Annotated in this window: 15 protein-coding genes; 7 read left to right on the forward strand and 8 right to left on the reverse strand. The window is 55.6% G+C overall.

Going from position 1 to position 17947, the window contains the following annotated elements:
* Window positions 1-4: 4 nt before the first annotated feature.
* Genes BB497_08140 through BB497_08155 form a run of 4 tightly spaced genes read right to left on the reverse strand, consistent with a single transcriptional unit; the run spans window position 5 to window position 5085 of the window.
* On the reverse strand, window positions 5-784 hold the full coding sequence (locus BB497_08140; GenBank protein ID AVI62678.1) for a creatininase: 780 nt from the start codon (window positions 782-784) through the stop codon (window positions 5-7).
* Window positions 781-1593 carry an FkbM family methyltransferase gene (locus tag BB497_08145; protein AVI62679.1) on the reverse strand — a complete coding sequence of 271 codons (813 nt, stop codon included), beginning with the start codon at window positions 1591-1593 and terminating at the stop codon, window positions 781-783. Before BB497_08145 ends, BB497_08140 begins: the two co-directional genes overlap by 4 nt.
* Window positions 1593-3563, reverse strand: a complete 1971-nt coding sequence (locus BB497_08150) for a glucan biosynthesis glucosyltransferase H (protein ID AVI62680.1) — start codon at window positions 3561-3563, stop codon at window positions 1593-1595. Before BB497_08150 ends, BB497_08145 begins: the two co-directional genes overlap by 1 nt.
* The gene (locus BB497_08155; GenBank protein AVI62681.1) at window positions 3556-5085 is read right to left on the reverse strand and encodes a glucan biosynthesis protein D; all 1530 of its coding nucleotides are present in this window, start codon (window positions 5083-5085) and stop codon (window positions 3556-3558) included. Before BB497_08155 ends, BB497_08150 begins: the two co-directional genes overlap by 8 nt.
* A gap of 252 nt (window positions 5086-5337) precedes the next feature.
* On the opposite strand from BB497_08155, the gene BB497_08160 reads away from it, so the two are divergent.
* Together BB497_08160 and BB497_08165 are read left to right on the forward strand one after the other, a co-directional pair.
* Window positions 5338-6936, forward strand: coding sequence for an alkaline phosphatase (locus tag BB497_08160; GenBank protein AVI62682.1), 1599 nt, complete (start codon window positions 5338-5340; stop codon window positions 6934-6936).
* A complete protein-coding gene (locus BB497_08165) occupies window positions 6933-8342 on the forward strand; it encodes a mannose-1-phosphate guanylyltransferase/mannose-6-phosphate isomerase (protein ID AVI62683.1) in 1410 nt (469 codons plus the stop codon). The genes BB497_08160 and BB497_08165 overlap by 4 nt, the downstream gene beginning before the upstream one ends.
* A gap of 35 nt (window positions 8343-8377) precedes the next feature.
* Here the strand turns inward: BB497_08165 and BB497_08170 are convergent, their stop codons facing one another.
* The 4 genes from BB497_08170 to BB497_08185 form a co-directional block, all read right to left on the reverse strand.
* The gene (locus BB497_08170) at window positions 8378-8728 is read right to left on the reverse strand and encodes a hypothetical protein (protein ID AVI62684.1); all 351 of its coding nucleotides are present in this window, start codon (window positions 8726-8728) and stop codon (window positions 8378-8380) included.
* A gap of 12 nt (window positions 8729-8740) precedes the next feature.
* The gene (locus tag BB497_08175; protein AVI62685.1) at window positions 8741-9676 is read right to left on the reverse strand and encodes a lipid A biosynthesis acyltransferase; all 936 of its coding nucleotides are present in this window, start codon (window positions 9674-9676) and stop codon (window positions 8741-8743) included.
* Window positions 9677-9679: 3 nt separating this feature from the next.
* Entirely contained in the window at window positions 9680-10096 is a 417-nt protein-coding gene (locus tag BB497_08180; protein ID AVI62686.1) for a hypothetical protein, read from the reverse strand.
* 99 nt (window positions 10097-10195) lie between these two features.
* Window positions 10196-10600, reverse strand: a complete 405-nt coding sequence (locus tag BB497_08185) for a bleomycin resistance protein (GenBank protein AVI62687.1) — start codon at window positions 10598-10600, stop codon at window positions 10196-10198.
* 39 nt (window positions 10601-10639) lie between these two features.
* Between BB497_08185 and BB497_08190 the strand changes: the two genes are divergently transcribed.
* The 5 genes from BB497_08190 (at window position 10640) to BB497_08210 (ending at window position 17938) form a co-directional block, all read left to right on the forward strand.
* The gene (locus BB497_08190) at window positions 10640-11278 is read left to right on the forward strand and encodes a methyltransferase (protein AVI62688.1); all 639 of its coding nucleotides are present in this window, start codon (window positions 10640-10642) and stop codon (window positions 11276-11278) included.
* A 136-nt stretch (window positions 11279-11414) separates the two neighbouring features.
* Window positions 11415-12791, forward strand: a complete 1377-nt coding sequence (locus BB497_08195; GenBank protein ID AVI62689.1) for an MFS transporter — start codon at window positions 11415-11417, stop codon at window positions 12789-12791.
* Between the two features lie 121 nt (window positions 12792-12912).
* Window positions 12913-14703 (forward strand): acyl-CoA dehydrogenase, encoded by a 1791-nt coding sequence (locus tag BB497_08200; protein AVI62690.1) that lies wholly within the window; start codon window positions 12913-12915, stop codon window positions 14701-14703.
* Window positions 14704-14883: 180 nt separating this feature from the next.
* Window positions 14884-16257 carry a xanthine/uracil/vitamin C permease gene (locus BB497_08205; GenBank protein ID AVI62691.1) on the forward strand — a complete coding sequence of 458 codons (1374 nt, stop codon included), beginning with the start codon at window positions 14884-14886 and terminating at the stop codon, window positions 16255-16257.
* Window positions 16258-16306: 49 nt separating this feature from the next.
* Complete coding sequence (locus tag BB497_08210; protein ID AVI62692.1) at window positions 16307-17938, forward strand: acyl-CoA synthetase; 1632 nt, start codon at window positions 16307-16309, stop codon at window positions 17936-17938.
* The last annotated feature ends 9 nt before the right edge of the window (window positions 17939-17947 follow it).

A 17947-nucleotide genomic window follows, 5' to 3' on the forward strand; every position in this document is an offset into this window, starting at 1 on the left:
GGTGTTAACGTTGAGCAGTCAGTGGTGGCAAGTGGGCGGTTTCGGCCACCACTTGTGCCAGCTGTGCCGCGTAATGCTTGACCAGTCGCTCACCCAGCTCAGCATTGGCACCGGTGGCATCACCTGCAACGCCCTGGGCACTTAAATCTTTCGCAAGCCAGGCAAAAGCGGCGCTCCCTTCCGGGCTAACAAGGGCGCCGGACTCAGGCATGGCCGGTGGGGCTGGTTGATAGCCATCCAGCGTCACCAGTGATGGGGCCAAATAGTGCATCATCGCGGTTTCCAGCAGCCCACCATGCAGGCCATAGCGAAGCTCTTCTGGGTCAATGGCATCTTCTAGGGCGGGTAGTCGCGTATACGTGGCTTTTACCACCCGCATCGCAAACTGCTTTCTCAGTGTCAGTGCGGCAAGATCCATCACGGCTTTATTGCCCCCGTGGCTATTGATCAGCACCAGTTTTTGTATGCCCGCGCGGGCAATGCTTGCGCCATAAGCCTCTAGCGTGGCGATGGCGAGGGGAGCGGGAAGGCTGAGTGTTCCTGCAAAACCGGCGTGTTCATCACTAGCGCCTACGGCCATAGCCGGTAGGCAGAGCACATCGACCCTTGGGTCGATCATATCCAGCATGGCAGCCTGTAACCCTTCCCCAATGATCAGGTCGGTGCCTAACGGCAGGTGGGTCCCGTGCTGCTCAATGGCGCCGAGGGTCATGATCGCTACCGGGCTACCATTGGCGATAGCCGCCAGCCGTGGGGCGGTGAGGGTTTGCCAGTGATAAATCATTCGTGTTGTGACTCGTGATAGGAGAGGTTATTAGGTGCGTTCAGCAAAGGGTGGTCGCTCCGGCAGGCGTATAGGTCGCCAGAAGCCAGCCCGTCGGCGCCACTGTTTAGCCACTGGGTGATCGCTTCAGGCGACTGCCATGATTCCCAGCGGAACTTGCGCTGCTCACCGGCGATAGCATTGAAACGGTAATCGCCCAGGCGAGCAAGCTGTTCCATACAGGCATGGCTGACCTCTAATACACCGGCGACAAACTCCACCGACAGGGCGGCGACCGGGTGGGTAAGCCCCATGAGCACCTCAGCCTCAAAGCCTTCAACGTCAATCTTAATAAAGCTAGGTTCGCCATACGTCGCAATCAGTTGATCCAGCGTGGTGACCTCTACCCTGAGCTTCTCTTCCCACGCGATTTGACGAAAACCAGGGTTGCGCGTGCTTACCTGGCTGCGCCACTCGGTGGCAAGCGTCGATAGGGTAGGGTTGCCAACACTAATAGCGATATCTGCAAAGCCAGGCTGTGGGCCTGCGGCTAACGGCAGCAGCGTGATCCCTGGCTGGTTAACCAACCGCTTAAACCATTTGGCCAGTGCAGGCTGCGGCTCTAGCGCCACAACATGAGCTCCCAGTGCATGAAACGCTGCGCTGCGGTCGCCTAAATGGGCGCCAATATCAAACGCTACCGTTCCCGGCTGAATAAAAGGGCGGTAGAGGCGCTGTAAGCTGCGCTGCCTGCCTGGGCGCCAGTAGATAAAAAGCGAGCGCGCCACACCACTGGCACTGCGTAGCTGTTGAAAAAAAGCAGAGGGCATTAGTAACGCTCCTTAGCCGAGGGGGAGGCTGCTTTAGCGGGCTGGAGACGGTGCTGGTAAAACGATTGACATGGCATCTCGCCAGGTAACTCGCTAGGCGGTGGTTTCAATATGCCCGTGTGCACAGGGCGTTGACCAAGTGATTGATGGCTGAGGGCGGTGAGAGCTACAAAATCTGCTAAGAGCGGCGGCTTGATAACGGTACTGGGGGTGCGGAGTAAACCCTTATGGCTCACCGCACTGCCCCAGGTAGCGCTGCTGGTGTATTTGACGATGGGTACTGCCGCGATGAGCCCCAACCAAGCGGGCGTTAGCCAGCCAAACGCCGAAGGCGAAAAAAGCACCAGCATGCCTGCCCAAGCAGCGCCACCAAGCGTCATCCAACCTGCATGGTGCCAGCACTCTTTCCAGCTTAACGAACGCTCGCCCCGATGCTGGGTCTGCCAGTCAATGGCCCGTCCTATCAAGACATTCATAATAAACAGGCTATGCCACGCCATCATTAGCGGGGCGATTAAGGCCGCAAACAGAATCTCTAGCAAGGTGCTGGTAATAAGCCGCAGGCGCCCACCAAACCTGTGAGGACATTGCCAGCAGGTGAGTAAAAGGCCTAATAGCTTGGGGGCTACCAGCATGGCCAGCGTGACCGAGAGTAGTCCAAGGGAGAGTGCCTGAGGCAAAGGGTAGTGAGGCTGAGACTCCACGGCTTGATACCCTACCAGGATGCTGGTGCATACCAGAAGGCCAAGCCATATCAGCGAAGAGAGGTAGGCAAATGCGCCAAAAAAGAAGTGCAAACGGCTAATGAAATGAAAGCCTGCGCCGTTAAGGAGCCGCAAATGCTGTAGGTTGCCTTGCAGCCAGCGGCGGTCGCGTTTGGCAAAGTCGAGTAGATTGCTGGGCATAGCCTCAAAGCTATTATGCGAGGCGCTAACGGCAGGGTCATGGCGTGATACGGCGGTGGTGGCCATTGTATCCAGCAGCACTTGCCAGCCGCCGCGCTTAAGCAGCGCTGCTTCTACAAAATCATGGCTGAGCAGCTCACCACCCAAAGGCGGCTTACCTGAAAGGGGGGGTAGCCCTGCGTGGGCCATAAAAGCACGGGTACGAATAATCGCGTTGTGGCCCCAATAGTTAGCGGCATCGCCCTGCCAAAAGCTCTGCCCGGCCGCCAGCATGGGGCTATAAAGCGCCGATGCCAATTGGCTAAAGCGACCGAAGAGGGTGCGCTGCCCCACCGGTATCGGTACGGTTTGAATCAGGCCCACTTTGGGCTGGCGCTGCATGCGATCAATAAGATGTAAAAGCGTGGCGCCGCTCATCAGACTGTCGGCATCCAGCACTACTAGATAGTCGTAACGACGGCCCCAGCGGCGGCAAAATTCGGCAATATTGCCGGCTTTGCGACCAAGGTTATTAGGGCGGCGGCGATAGTGAACCTCTAGTTGTCCGTCAAGTCGCTGCTGTAGGGTCGCCACGTGGTCAGCCTCTTCTCGCGCTAGAGACTTATCCTGGGTATCACTCAGAATAAATACTTCAACGTGATCACCTATTACCGCTGCTGAGCCGAGGCTGTTCGCCTGATGCAGCAGCGAACGGCAGGTGGCCTCTAAACCAGCAATAGTGGGAATGGGGGGCTCTGCATAGATCGGCATGACCAGCGCTGTCCGGCCTGTCAGCTGTTTTGCATCCGAGGGCAAGAAAGGAACGCGGCGCAGGCTCAGCGGATCAAGGCGCAGCATGCAAAGCACAAAGCCACAGACGGCACCCCAGAAAGCAAGGGCAACCCAGCTAAAGGTCAACACAAATAACGTGAGCATCGCTATTTGCCAGCCCAGGGGCAGGTGAGTCACCACCTGCACCATGGCAGCGCTGCCTGCAATACTGGTAGCGACGACGATGATCGCAAAAAAAGCGCGACGGCATCTTAGCCAAGGGAGAGAGAGCATGGCCTCGCGGTTTTCAGGCATCGGGGTGCCATACGTAGTTCCAGGTTTCGCTGATTGGCGCGTCGTTCAGCAGTAGCCGAAGCCGGATATCATGAGGCGTGCTGTCAGCGGGAATCCTGAAACGGGCGCGCCAGCCACCTTCGGGTAGGGGGGTTACCTGGGGGAGCAGTATTTCTCCAGAAAGCGAGCTGATATCAAGCTCAACCGGCTGGTCAGGGCTGATCTCTTCAAGAACGCCGCCGTGGAAGTCGACAATAAACTGGCGCTGGTTGGCAGAGGGGGAGTCCTCTTGCCCCGGTACCGCGGCGTTGCCATGGCGGGTGCGCATGACCTGTCCTAGCGCGTGCTCATCTGGTTGAGTGTTTAGCGTATAGGTGCGGTAGTGCAGGCGGCGCGACTCACCGGCGTTTAACGCATCTTCAGCTACCCAGTAAGCGACAATGTTGTCGTGGGTTTCATCAGGGGTGGGTATTTCCACCAGTTCTACATGACCTGCACCCCAATTTTCCAGGGGTTCCACCCACTGGCTCGGGCGGCGGTGGTAGTGGGCTTCTAAATCTAGATAGCGGCTGAAATCTCTTTCCCGCTGCATTAAGCCAAACCCTGAGGGGGCGTTATCTAAAAAAGTAGAAACGCGCACGGCTGATGGGTTATCCAGCGGTCGCCAGATCCACTCATCGGCGCCGGTGTGAATCAGCAGCCCATCGGAGTCGTGAACCTGAGGGCGAAAATCATCTGGCGGTTCGGGGTTGATGTCTCCAAAGGCAAACATACTGGTTAAGGGCGCAACGCCAAGCTTTTCTACATCTTCCCGCGCGAACAGCGTGGCTTCTATCTCAGCCTGGGTGTTTTCACCGGGTTGGATAACAAACCGGTAAGCGCCACTGAGCGAAGGGCTATCCATTAGCGCGAGCAGCGTAAACGCACTGCTTTCTTCGTTGGGTTTATAAAGCCAGAACTCGCGGAACGCCGGAAACTCTTCACCCTTGCTGGATACGGTATCAATCGCCAGCCCCCGGGTAGATAGGCCGTATGCCTGGTCACGGCCAATCAAGCGAAAGTAGCTGGCACCCAGAAAAACGGCGAATTCGTCGGCATAGTCGTCGCTGTTAATCGGATAGTGCAAACGAAACCCTGCGTGGCCGCTGCCGGTTAGATCCTCTTCAAGCAGGTGGCTAGCTTGGTGGTCGTAGTTAAAATCATCCGTTGAAAAGGGCAGCGGAGACACATCGCCACTATCGACAATGTTAATGTTCACAGGGGTTTGAAATAAAAACCCGCTATGGAAAAGTTGAACTGAGAAAGGGCTTTCATCCCGCCAGTACGCCCGATCAGGGTTAAAGCGAATTTGCCGATAGTCGTCATAGCTCAACTCCTTAAGCGCGCTGGGCAGCGATTCTTCAGGTGCTTGATAGGGCGCATCGGCGAGTGCTTGGGCGCGCTCGATAACGTGATTGAACACCTCGTCATCATTGGCGGTGGCAGGAAGAGCAATCAAGCAGCTTAACGACAGTATGCACCTTGCTGTAAAACGGCCACCCATGAGCGAGATCCTTTCGGTTATGTAAAAAGAGAGCCAGCAAAATCAGTATATGAAATATTTGAACGAAAACTATACGATTAGATAAATGAGTATATGTATTTTGCGGTTTTCTAGCGCCACCTACCAGGGTGACAGTTAAAATTGTAATAAGCTGCGTAGCGGTATTAGCAACATTCAACGCTACATTAACTTCGATGCCACGCCATGATATGTCGGCGGGGAAATGATTATTCACAGGCGGCAGAGGTGCCAATGCTTCGTTTTTTATTCACGGCTCTTACGCTTAACTGCCTGTTGGTAGTACCACTATGGTGGCGTTTTGGTGACATCGGCTCGCCACTGATTGCTTGGGAAGCATGGGTAGTCGCGGCAGGCATACAGCTCGTTCCGCCAGGCCTTGTTCGTCGCTGGCTCGTGGTTGTGGTTGTCGCTTGGCTGGCGTTGGTCATCGCCGCTAACCTTGGCGATGCCGCCACTCACACCGCTTTTGGCCGCTCGTTGAACCTCTACTTAGATTTACCCCTGGTGCGCTCTGTTTATCACCTGCTTGTCGGTAATGTAGGCCAACTAATGGCGGTTTTCCTGATGCTACTGGGGGGTATGCTGGTGCTGGGCACCCTATGGGGTCTTGTCTGGTTACTGCTACCCAAGCGCTACTTAACGCTAAAGCAGCCGCAGGGTACGGTGGTGGCGCTGCTGATGGGAGCGGCGCTGTTCTTCGCTGTACTCGAAGCAAATGGCCACCGACTAGTGCCGAATTCCGCTCTACCCGCTGTTAATACCACGCGCTTTCAGTGGGAGCAGGTCGTCGCCACCCACCAGGCACGGCAGGCATTTAACGAGCAGCTAGAGAGTTCACCCATTGAGGCTCAGCCGTTACCCGGTCTTGAGGGGCGAAATGTCCTTTTAACATTCATCGAGTCTTACGGTGTTTCGGCGATTGATAATCCCCGCTACAGCGAACAGATTTTGCAGACGCTCGCGGAGATGGAGGAGCGGCTGGCAGACCAAAACCTTCATGTTGTTTCAGGGCTGCTAGATGCGCCTATCCGTGGAGGGCAGTCGTGGCTCGCTCACGCCACTACGCTCAGCGGCCGCTGGATTGATAACCAGCTATGGTATCGGTTGATGCTAGAGAGCGGCCACTCAACGTTGGTTGATGATTTTCGTGCGACCGGGCAGCGCACGCTAACCGTGATGCCCGCCATTACGCTGGCATGGCCTGAAGGGGTGGCCTACGGTTTTGACGAGATTGCTGCGGCAAAGGATATTCCCTATGCGGGGCCTCCGCTGCATTGGGTGACCATGCCGGACCAATTTGTTCTGGACTACACCCAGCGCCATTTATTGGGCGATAGCCCGGTGTTTGCCCAGATAGCGCTGATCTCAAGCCATGCACCCTGGACGCCTATTCTTCCGGTGTTAGAAAACTGGTCGATGATAGGGGATGGGCAGATTTTTGCCCCCTGGGAGCATGCAGGTGATCCGCCCGACGTGATTTGGCGGGACATAGAGCGCATTCGTGACCATTATGCATGGTCGGTAGACTACTCTGTAAAAGTGACTGGGCGCTGGGCCGAGCGGGTGGTGGATGAAAATACGCTGCTGATAGCTCTGGGCGACCACCAAGCTGCACCGTTGATTACGGGAGACAATGCCAGTGCTGCGGTACCGGTGCATATTATTAGCGGCGACCCGGCGCTGTTAGCGCCGTTTCGTGAGCGAGGCTTTATTGAAGGCACCCTTCCAGCACTTGATAACAGTGAGCGCGTGGCCAAAATGAGCGACTTGCGCCACTGGTTGCAGGAAGACTTTGGCCCCTCGGCCTCGCAGACAAGGATGACACCATGATCCAGCCGGTAATTCTCAGCGGTGGAAGCGGTACGCGGCTGTGGCCGCTCTCACGGGAGCAGATGCCTAAACAGTTCCTGCGCTTAACTTCCTCGCAGAGCTTACTGCAACAAACGTTGGCGCGTTTAGAGGGCTTGGTAACGGCACCGCCTATTTTAATGGGCCACCATGCCCACCGATTTTTAATGGCCGAGCAACTTCGGGAAAGCGGCTATGCTGGCTCGCTGGTGCTAGAGCCTGAAGGGCGCAATACCGCGCCTGCTATTGCGTGTGCTGCGCTAATCGCCCGCCAAGGGGGAAGCGACTCATTACTGTTGGTGCTCCCTGCTGACCATGTCATCGGTGATCTGACAGCCTTTCATTCCAGCGTTAACGCCGCAGTGCCGCTTGCCGAGGCGGGGCATCTAGTAACGTTTGGCGTTGTGCCTACTTACCCGGAAACGGGCTATGGCTATATTGCTTGCGGCAGCCCGTTAGGCGGGGGACACCGGGTAGCGTCGTTTATTGAAAAGCCCAGTGCCGAGCGCGCGAAGGCGCTTTTAGCCCAAGGCAACACCTTATGGAATAGCGGCATGTTCTTATTGCGAGCGGGAAGCTACCTTGCCGAGCTAAAAGTCTTCCAGCCCGACATGTTAAGCTCCTGTGAGGCGGCGGTTTCTGAGTCTCATCGGGATCTGGATTTTTTACGTTTGGGAGAAGAGGCTTTTCGCCGCTGCCCGGCGGATTCGATTGACTACGCGGTCATGGAGCAGAGCCAACAGGCGGCAGTGGTGTCACTGGAGGCGAAGTGGAGTGACATTGGTAGCTTTGATGCGCTGTGGGCGGCTCAGCCTTCCGACGAGGCGGGCAACGTTGTGCAGGGCGACTGTGTGCTGCGCGATACCCATCGCTCACTGGTGATTGCCGAACACCGTTTAGTGGCAACCCTAGGCGTAGAAGATTTAGTGGTGGTTGAAACCCCAGACAGTGTGCTGGTTGCGCATCGTGAGTATGCCCAACAGGTGAAGCACTTGGTGGCAACGCTCACCGAGGCTGGGCGCAGTGAAGTGCATACAGCGGCACAGGTGCATCGCCCGTGGGGAAGCTTTCAAGCGATGGATAGCGGTGAGCGTTATCAGGTAAAGCATATAACGGTAAAGCCTGGTGGGCGGTTGTCGTTACAGCGTCATCATCACCGAGCCGAGCATTGGGTCGTAGTCAGTGGCACTGCGCAAGTCACTGTTAATGAACGAACCTTCTTAGTCAGTGAGAACCAGTCCACGTACATTCCTATTGGTGTGCCGCATCGATTGGAAAACCTGGGCAAGATCCCCTTAGAGCTTATCGAAGTGCAGTCGGGCAGCTACTTAGGCGAAGATGACATCGAGCGTTTGGACGACGTGTATGCCCGGCACAGCGATGAATAGAGTGACCTAACGTGTGGCGCTTTCTCTCTCACGTATTACCAGAGCCAGCTGCCAGGGCGTGCGGGTGGCTCGCCCTTGCGCACGCTCAGCCAGCCAAGCACGCAGCGAACGCCCAGCCAAATCACCAGTAACGGCCACAGCAAGGCGCCCACTACGGTCAGGCTCAAGGTGAACGTGACAATAAAGTAGAGGCTGCCGATCCAGAAGGTGCGAATAAGGTAGCGGTAGTGGGGCTGAAGCCATAGGGGGGCTTCTCGGCGGTATACATAGGCGATAATCACGCCAATCAGCAGCGTGATATTGGCGGTTACCAAACCCGCTAAATAGAGCGCATAAATAATTTGCGGTGGCCGCGTATCCTCTGTAGAGATATCACGCTGGGTCATAGCTTACCTCGTTCAATAGAGCCGGTAGTCGTTCGCGTTGGGGAGCCCTTGTTGCTCTTCGACCACCTTGCGGTAGCGCTTGTATTCCCACTGGTACTGGGCCGGCTCCAGGGCAATCGATGCTTCTACACTGGCGTTGACGCCGGTGGCAGAGGCGATGTCGTCGTCGCTATACACACGTTCATCGGCATCCAGAAAGTGTATTTCAAACCCCTTCCCCGGTATCCGTAACGCTACCCCAGTCACTACGCGAGCCTGGGTGCGGGCCACTAGTTTGGGTAGCAGGGTAGCGGTGTAGGCCTTGCGTCCAAAAAAAGGCGCAAAAACACCGCTGCCCCAGGCAGGCTCTTGGTCGGGAAGAATGCCAATGGCTTCGCTGCGTTTAAGTGCTTTGAGAAGCGCAGCGACTCCCCGGGGATTAGTAGGTACTAAGCTTGCGCCCATGCGTTCACGGCCATGGCGGGTAATGGACTCTAAATCAGCAATTTTGGGCGGTTCGTACATGGCGGTGAAGGGGAAGTGATTGGATAGCCAGAAGTTCAGCACTTCCCAGTTGCCAAAATGGGGGGCTAACACAATGACACCACGCCCTTCCGCCCGGGCACTGTCCAGTTTTTCACGGCCATGCACTGCGAGAATGCTCGCTTCTACCTTTTCCGGCGCTGCCATCCAGGCATGGCCTAGTTCCAGCATGGTGGCGGCAGAGTGTTTTAAACTCTGTTTGGCGAGTGCTTTGCGCTCGCTTGACGTGATGTCTGGGTAGACCACTTCCAGATTAATATCGGTTACCCGCCGCTCTCGCTTACTGAAGCGGTATACCTGAGGGCCGAGCAGAGCGGCGAAGCGCCATAGCTTCGCCAGCGACCAGTGAGAGAGTGATTTCCACAACCAAGCAATAGCGCTTGCCTGGGAGAAGCGCTTGCGTGTGGTGGGGGCTTTTTGGGTCATACCTTAAAGCAGCCAGCTGTCCACGTTAGACGGCGCGCGTTTTTCCTGAAGGCCCTTAAAGCCTTTTACACAGCGCACAATAAACCACACCGCCAGCGCTAGCAGCAGCGGGAAGCCCACCAGTACAAGGGTCAGGAGGGTGGCCACGCTGGCGTACAGTAGGCCGATCCAGAAAGTACGCACCTGATAGCGGTAGTGTTCATCCAGCCATGCTGGACCTTTGCCCCGATACACATAGGCAATGATCACACCGATAATCGAGGTGAACCCCACCACAAAGCTGGCTAAATAGAGGGCGTAGATCACCATAGCCATGGTGGTATCGGGCGGCGATGACGACTCTTTTTCTGGCTGCTCTGAGTGTGTTTCGTTACTAATTACTTCGCCCTCAATTGGCGCATCATTGGCGTTATCGCGCATGACCGATCCTTATCTACTATTCAATATAATCTGCTATGAACAAGCGTTCTAGAGCAACGTTTAAGCGCGCTATGATAGCGTGGTACGTAGAGCATCGCATTAATAGGCGCTAGTCTGCTGTTCGCGAGATGAAGGGCGACAAATTTCCAGCAAGTTGCCATCCGGGTCGCGCAGATAGATGGACTCAATAGGGCCGTTGGCGCCCTGTCGTGACACTGGGCCTAGCTCCACATCGATCGCTAACACATCCAGGTGATGTTTAAACTCATCCAGCGGCAGCTGGCAGCGTAAGCATAAATCGAGGCTGCCAGGTGTCGGTGTTGCTGACACAGGAGCAATATCTGTGTCCGTTTGGTGAAGCCGCAGGGCAGTATCACCGAGCATTAAATCTACCCGCTGGGCATCCCGGTAACGGACATCAAGGCCCAGTACGCGTGAGTAAAAATCGACTGCGCGACCCATATCGGTCACTGTCACCACAAGATGATCTAAACCTGTGAGCATGCCACCTTCCTTAATACAAACGTAAGACAAGAGAATACGATGATGCGACGTTGCCCGCTATGCAATGCGTCTGAACCCGCGCTTTATCACCAAGACCGCCGACGTGAATACTACCAGTGTGCCACGTGTGCGCTGGTGTTTGTCCCTCAAGAGCAGCATTTAACCGCAGCGGAAGAAAAAGCCGAGTATGACCAGCATCAGAATTCGCCGCATGATACGGGATATCGGCGCTTCTTAGGGCGTTTATTTGATCCAATGCTTGGCAAGCTTACCGACGGTGCGTCGGGACTGGATTTTGGCTCAGGCCCTGGCCCGACACTTTCAGTGATGTTTGAAGAGGCTGGGCATACCATGGCGGTTTACGATATTTACTACGCCCCTAATCAGGACGTGCTAAATCGCAGCTATGACTTTATTACCGCCACTGAAGTCGTCGAACATCTCGCGGCGCCCGGCGAGGTGCTTTCTCAGCTAGTCGCAAACCTTACGCCGGGCGGCTACCTTGGGCTGATGACCAAGCGTGTGACTAGCCAGGAAGCGTTTAGCCGCTGGCACTATATTAATGACCCTACCCACGTGAGCTTTTTTAGCGAAGTGACCTTTCGCTGGTGGGCCAACAAGCAGGGGTTGGCAGTGGAATTTCCTGGCAAAGACACCGCAATATTTACAAAACACTGATTTACATGACTGGGGTATGAAAAAGCGTTGACTTTGGTGCAACGAAAGCAATAATTGCGCGCCCGTTTTCTTGCCTGCCAGATGTGATAGGCGTGTAAACGGCTACACATTAACCATCTGGCAAGGTGAGGTACTCATGTCGCGGCAACTGCTGGCCATGGCGCTAGCGCCCTTATTAGGGCTGTTTATTCTTGGGATTGGTAACGGTTTTCTTGCCACCTTAATTACCGTGCGATTGGATGCTGCGGGTGAATCTGCCACGGTCATTGGGGTTGTCTCCTCGGCCTATTTCATCGGCCTCGCCCTGGGTGCGATGTTTAATGACCGCCTCCTGCTTCGCATTGGTCATATCCGCGCTTATGGCAGCTTTGCCTCTCTTGTGGCGGTTACCGTACTGCTACAAGGGCTGTTTTTTGATCCCTGGGCCTGGTTCGTGCTGCGCTTGATAGGCGGGTGGGCCACGGTGGGCGTGTACTTAGTGATTGAAAGCTGGTTGCTTACCTCGGGCGAGCAAAAAGTGCGTGGCCGCCTGCTGGCGCTGTATATGATTTCGCTCTACGCCGCGGGTGTGCTGGGCCAGCTGTTGCTGGGGGTGACGAGCGCTATGGGTGACACAGCGCCGTTTATGGTGATTGGCCTATTGGCTTCTTTATCGGTACTGCCCATGGCGATGATACCGCGCGTATCGCCGATTATAGAGCACGCAGAGCCGTTACCACCGCTCCGGCTGATTACGATGACACCCACCGGCGTGATGGGGAGCTTAGGCTCGGGGATGGTTGTCGCAGCGGCCTATACGCTGCTGCCGCTTTACCTACAGCGCAATGGCATGAGCCTTAACCAGGTAGGCCAAATGATGGCTGTGGTGATTTTAGGTGCCATGCTGTTGCAGTACCCGATTGGCCGCTGGTCGGACCGCCACGACCGCCAAATGGTGCTGATGGCTATCAGCGCTTTTTGCGTAGTGATTTCAGCGGCCATGCTGTGGCTACCACTTTCGACCCCACTGTTGGCGGTACTGCTGTTTTTGCTGGGCGGTGGTGTGTTTGCGCTTTACCCGGTGGCGGTTAGCCACGCGGCTGACCGTGCACCGGCGGGTGCGTTGGTGCGTATGAGCCAGGGCCTTTTGTTAATCAACTCCATTGGCGCGACGATCAGTCCGCTGATGATTTCTCCTGTAATGACCGCCATGGGCGATGCCGGGCTGTTTTGGGCGTTTGGCTCGCTTAGCTTGTTTTTCCTACTGTTTTTCAGTTGGCGGCGCAGTGTTCGCCCCGCGCCAGTGCCCGTGGCGCCTTTTACCGCCACGACGCCTATGTCCAATGCGGGGGCTGAGCTGGTGGTGACTGAGGAGTTAATGCTGGGTGCGCTTGAGCACGAGCATTTAGAAGACCTTTCTGACGTGGTGCCTGAAATCAATGTTGCGGAGCCGGTGGTGGGGCCACCCGCTGAGGATGAGTCCCATATTACTTACTACGATGACGTTGAGCAGGCAGGGGGCGTAAATAAATAGCGGATATTATTTGCCAAGGTGAGACCTTGGGCTAATGGCGTGATAAAAGTAGTGAAACTACTATCTCGTGTAGTGTTTTTGCTAATAGCTGATTATCACCGTCTTTGCCTGAGGTTTTGCCATGAATTATTATGCCGCGCCGGTACGCGATCTACGCTTTGTACTTGAAGAGATGCTCACGCACCGTTCGCTTGCGCTGCCGGGCTTTGAAGAAGCTTCCCCCGATCTTGTGGAAGCAGTGCTGGAAGAGGCGGCAAAACTGGCAGGTGACGTATGGGGGCCGCTCAATAGCATTGGCGACCAGCAGGGTGCTAAACGTCACGTAGATGGCACTGTTTCTACGCCAGAAGGCTTCGCTTCGGCCTATCAAGCCTATGTTGAGGGCGGTTGGAACGGTATTGGCGTTTCTGAAGCGTTAGGCGGCCAAAACCTGCCTGAAGTGGTGGCAAGCGCCGTCCAAGAAATGCTTCACGGGGCCAACATGGCGCTGGGCCTTTGCCCGATGCTTACGGCGGGCGCAATCGAAGCGTTAGCCCATCATGGCAGCGAAGCGCTAAAAACGACCTACCTTCCCAAGTTAGTAGAAGGTACCTGGACGGGTACCATGAACTTGACCGAGTCCCAGGCGGGGTCGGATCTCTCTAAAGTCCGCACTAAAGCCGTTCCAGAAGGCGACCACTACCGTATCAGCGGCCAAAAAATTTATATCACCTGGGGTGAGCACGACGCCGCTGAAAATATTATCCACCTAGTACTCGCGCGTAAGCCTGATGCACCGGAGGGTAATAAAGGCATCTCGCTCTTTTTGGTGCCTAAATTCCTAGTGAATGACGATGGCTCTCTGGGTGAGCAAAACGACGTTACCTGCGCGTCTATCGAGCACAAGCTGGGTATTCACGGCTCGCCTACCTGCACCCTCAGTTTCGGCGAAAAGGGCGGTGCTATCGGCTATTTGGTGGGCGAAGAGGGACGCGGGCTCAATCACATGTTCACCATGATGAACGAAGCGCGTCACAAAGTAGGTATTCAAGGTATTGGCGTGGCGGAGCGTGCTTGCCAGCACGCCTTCGCCTATGCCCAGGAGCGTACTCAAGGCCGCTCGCCCAAGTCTCGCGGCGGCAATGAGTGTGCAATTAGCGACCACTTAGATGTGCGTCGTATGCTGCTCTCTATGCGCGCTCGCACCGATGCCCTGCGTGCGTTGGCGCTTTACTGTGCCGGTCAGCTTGACCTTGCCCGTCATAGCGAAAGCGAAGCCGAGCGCCAATCCGCTCAGGCGTGTGCCGACGTACTAATCCCTATCGTAAAAAGTTTCTCGACCGACCAAGCTGTTGATATCGCCTCGATGGGTGTACAGGTGCATGGCGGCATGGGCTATGTGGAAGAAACCGGCGCTGCTCAGCTTCTGCGCGATGCGCGAATTGCGCCTATTTACGAAGGCACTAACGGTATTCAGGCGCTGGATTTAGCCGGACGTAAGCTGCAACGCGACAGCGGTGCCGCTCTTTCAGCGCTGATCAACGAAGTAAATCAAACCGCTGAAGCACTGCGTGGTGATCCTTCACTTGCGGCGCTGGGTAACGCGCTTGCTAGCGGTGCTGATGACCTGCATGCCGCTATGGTGAGCGTGCTTGAACAGGGTAGCGACCCAGAGAATGGCCCTGATGCCGTACAAGCCTATGCTACTCCCTTCCTGAACCTTGCTGGCCACGTGCTGTGTGCTTGGCAAATGGGCCAAGCAGCGCTGACAGCGACAAAAGCGATTGGCGATGGCAGTGACGAGCCGTTCTACACCGCCAAGCTGTGTAGCGCACACTTCGCCATTACCCAGTGGCTGCCGGTAGGCCTCGCCCAGCGCGCGATCATCGAGTCTGGCATGCAGTGCCTGAGCGACTTCGACCCAGCCGTATAGCGTTACTGGGCAGTCGCTGCTCCCACCATCTTAACCGCCGACCCTAACAGGTCGGCGGCTTACGTTAGCCAACAATAAAACGGCCGTTTAAAAGCGCGCCGGTGGGATGGTCGTGCCAATCGGGCGGCCGTTCAGTGGGAAAAACAAGTCAATAATGCTTAAAACCCCAAGGAGTATGTTATGCAGTTAAAGCACCGCCAGCACGGCGAAGAGCAGCCCTACTGGCCTGCAGGGCCCTTTAAAGTGCGCCTTCCGTTTATTCATTACCGCTGGGAAATGGCGGAGATGATTCAAGGGCTGATTATGTTCGTAGTCAGCCTGGCCATGATTCCGCTGTTGGAGCAGTACCTGGGTTTACCCTACGACGTTGCGTTAGCTTTTGTGGTGGTCTGTGGCGTTGGCTTTATGCTGCCAGCCCTGCTGGGTGTGCCTATGGTGCCTGGGTGGATTACCCCGGCGGTGCCGGTAGTGCTGGTCTATTTGGGGGATTTTGAACCTGGTCCCGAGGCGATCCAGGCGCTATTCGCACTGCAATTTCTCGTCTTCTTGATCTTCTTCATCCTAGGGGTAACCGGGTTAGGGCGTAAGCTGGTGCACTTGGTGCCTAACTCCCTTCAAGCCGGGATTATTATTGGTGCTGGTATTGCTGCCATTACTGGAGAAATACAGCAGGGCGGACGTTTGGCTGAAACCCCTGTTTCGCTCATTGCCGGTATGTTAATCGCGATCTTTATGCTGTTTTCTGTGGCCTTTAAGCGCTGGGTTGAAGATCACGCGATCATGCGGAAAATCGCTAACTACGGCATGGTGCCCGGGATGATCGCCGCTATCTTAATTGCCTGGGCGATTGGTGAGTATCCGCGCCCGACGATCGAATGGGGAATTACCCAGCCGAACTTCACCGAAATGTGGGGCTATCTGCCTTTTGTCGTGGGCTTCCCCAGCATTGATGTGTTTATGTTAGCCGTACCTACTGCGGTCATCGCTTACGTCATCGCGTTTGGTGACATTGTGGTGGGGCGCACGCTGATGTCCCGCGTCGACCATATACGCAGCGATGAAAAAATCGATTACAGCACCGACCGTATTCACCATGTCACGGCCATTCGTAATGGCATGCACGCCTTCTTCGCGCCTTACCCTGGGTTAGCGGGCCCTATCTGGACCGCAGTAACCGCTACCATGGCCGAGCGTTATAAAAATGGTCGCAATGCCATGGAGTCTATTTATAGCGGCGGTGGCACCTTCTGGATTACGGGCTTTATTGCGCTCTTTACGCTGCCGCTGGTCAGTATGTTTCAGCCGGTACTGCCTATCGCCCTTTCGCTGACCCTGCTGCTCACAGGCTATATTTGCTTGATGGTGGGAATTGAACAGACCAAAACTACCGCAGAGCGCGGCGTAGCGGGCACCATGGCGGTTGTGCTGGCGGTTTACGGTGCAGGCTGGGGGTTAGCCGCAGGCGTAGTGCTATACATGCTCGTGCAAAAGAAAAACCTGTTTGGGCGTGAGCCTGGGCCTGATAAAGAAACGGACGAGCAAGATCAACGCTAAATTATAAAAAACGTAGTACGTATTTAACTATTCATACAGAAGGTGATTTATGAACGTTTCCATTTTCGAGCAAGGCTTATCACCCACGGCTGCCAACCATGTGGCACTTTCCCCGCTGACGTTTATTGAGCGTTCAGCCTCTGTTTATCCCGATTTTCCGGCGGTGGTTCACGGTAGCACCCGCCGTACCTGGTCAGAAACCTGGACCCGCTGCCGCCAGCTGGCTTCCGCCCTTGAAAAGCGTGGTATTCAGCCCGGCCAAACGGTCGCGGCCATGCTGCCCAATATTCCGGCGATGTTTGAAGCACACTTCGGCGTGCCGCTTGCGGGCTGCGTGCTGAATACCCTGAATATTCGTCTCGATGCTGAAGCCATCAGCTACATGCTGAGCCACGGCGAAGCAAAAGCCATTCTGGTTGACCCTGAGTTTGCAGGCGTTATCAACGATGCCGTCGCCCTGCTAGATGAAAAACCGCTAATTATCGATGTGGCGGATGTGGAGTTTCTAGGCGAAACCCAAGGCATCGGCGAGATAGAGTATGAAGCGCTGCTTGCTGAAGGCGACCCTGAGTATGCCTACCAACTGCCTAGCGACGAGTGGCAGGCGATTTCGCTTAACTACACCTCCGGCACTACTGGTAAGCCAAAAGGGGTGGTGTATCACCACCGTGGCGCCTACTTAAATGCGGTCAGCAATATTTTAGAGTGGGCCATGCCTCACCATCCGGTCTACCTCTGGACACTGCCGATGTTCCACTGCAACGGCTGGTGTTTTCCTTGGACGATTGCTGCTAATGCCGGGGTTAGCGTGTGCCTGCGCAAAGTCGATCCAAAGCGCATCAACGACCTTATTGTGGATGAGAAGGTGACCCACTTTAGCGGCGCCCCGATTATCCTCAATGGTTTAGTGAACCTCGCCGCTGACCAGAAGCGCGAATTTGATCACCCTGTTAAGGTCACGACTGCGGGCGCTGCGCCGCCAGCCTCTGTGATTGCGGGGGTTGAGAAGCTTGGTATTGAAGTAACTCACGTTTATGGCCTGACCGAAGTGTACGGTCCGGTGACGGTATGTGCATGGCGTGAGGAGTGGAATGAACTCCCGCTGGAAGAGCGCGCTAAAATTAAGGCCCGCCAAGGCGTGCGTTACCACATGCTGGAAGCGCTCTGTGTGGCCGACCCTGTATCCATGGAGCCAGTCGCCAAAGATGGCCAGACTATCGGCGAAATTTTAATGCGCGGCAATAACGTCATGAAGGGCTATCTGAAAAACCCGGACGCCACCGCCAATGCGTTGGAAGGAGGCTGGTACCACACGGGGGATCTAGCGGTTTGGCATGCCGACGGTTACATCGAGATCAAGGACCGCTCTAAAGACATCATTATCTCCGGCGGTGAAAATATCTCTACCATCGAAGTGGAGGATGCCATCTACAGCCATCCCGCTGTGGAAGAAGCCGCTGTGGTCGCCAAGCCCGACGAAAAATGGGGCGAGACGCCCTGCGCCTTCGTCAAACTGAAAATCGGTTACGGAGAAGTGACCGAGGCCGATATCATCGCCCACTGCCGTGAGCATCTGGCGGGCTACAAAGTGCCGAAGACCGTCATCTTCAGCGAGCTGCCCAAGACTTCTACCGGCAAGATTCAGAAATTTGTCCTGCGTGAAGAAGCCAAGCAGCATTAATTAAAGGAA

It is taken from the genome of Halomonas sp. GFAJ-1, assembly GCA_002966495.1.
In the GTDB taxonomy this organism is placed as follows: domain Bacteria; phylum Pseudomonadota; class Gammaproteobacteria; order Pseudomonadales; family Halomonadaceae; genus Vreelandella.

What these genes read in the sequence shown, in the direction of transcription:
- BB497_08140 (AVI62678.1), bottom strand. Translation starts at nt 784, where the DNA reads ATGATTTATCACTGGCAAACCCTCACCGCCCCACGGCTGGCGGCTATC.
- BB497_08145 (AVI62679.1), bottom strand. Translation starts at nt 1,593, where the DNA reads ATGCCCTCTGCTTTTTTTCAACAGCTACGCAGTGCCAGTGGTGTGGCG.
- BB497_08150 (AVI62680.1), bottom strand. Translation starts at nt 3,563, where the DNA reads ATGCCTGAAAACCGCGAGGCCATGCTCTCTCTCCCTTGGCTAAGATGC.
- BB497_08155 (AVI62681.1), bottom strand. Translation starts at nt 5,085, where the DNA reads ATGGGTGGCCGTTTTACAGCAAGGTGCATACTGTCGTTAAGCTGCTTG.
- BB497_08160 (AVI62682.1), top strand. Translation starts at nt 5,338, where the DNA reads ATGCTTCGTTTTTTATTCACGGCTCTTACGCTTAACTGCCTGTTGGTA.
- BB497_08165 (AVI62683.1), top strand. Translation starts at nt 6,933, where the DNA reads ATGATCCAGCCGGTAATTCTCAGCGGTGGAAGCGGTACGCGGCTGTGG.
- BB497_08170 (AVI62684.1), bottom strand. Translation starts at nt 8,728, where the DNA reads ATGACCCAGCGTGATATCTCTACAGAGGATACGCGGCCACCGCAAATT.
- BB497_08175 (AVI62685.1), bottom strand. Translation starts at nt 9,676, where the DNA reads ATGACCCAAAAAGCCCCCACCACACGCAAGCGCTTCTCCCAGGCAAGC.
- BB497_08180 (AVI62686.1), bottom strand. Translation starts at nt 10,096, where the DNA reads ATGCGCGATAACGCCAATGATGCGCCAATTGAGGGCGAAGTAATTAGT.
- BB497_08185 (AVI62687.1), bottom strand. Translation starts at nt 10,600, where the DNA reads ATGCTCACAGGTTTAGATCATCTTGTGGTGACAGTGACCGATATGGGT.
- BB497_08190 (AVI62688.1), top strand. Translation starts at nt 10,640, where the DNA reads ATGATGCGACGTTGCCCGCTATGCAATGCGTCTGAACCCGCGCTTTAT.
- BB497_08195 (AVI62689.1), top strand. Translation starts at nt 11,415, where the DNA reads ATGTCGCGGCAACTGCTGGCCATGGCGCTAGCGCCCTTATTAGGGCTG.
- BB497_08200 (AVI62690.1), top strand. Translation starts at nt 12,913, where the DNA reads ATGAATTATTATGCCGCGCCGGTACGCGATCTACGCTTTGTACTTGAA.
- BB497_08205 (AVI62691.1), top strand. Translation starts at nt 14,884, where the DNA reads ATGCAGTTAAAGCACCGCCAGCACGGCGAAGAGCAGCCCTACTGGCCT.
- BB497_08210 (AVI62692.1), top strand. Translation starts at nt 16,307, where the DNA reads ATGAACGTTTCCATTTTCGAGCAAGGCTTATCACCCACGGCTGCCAAC.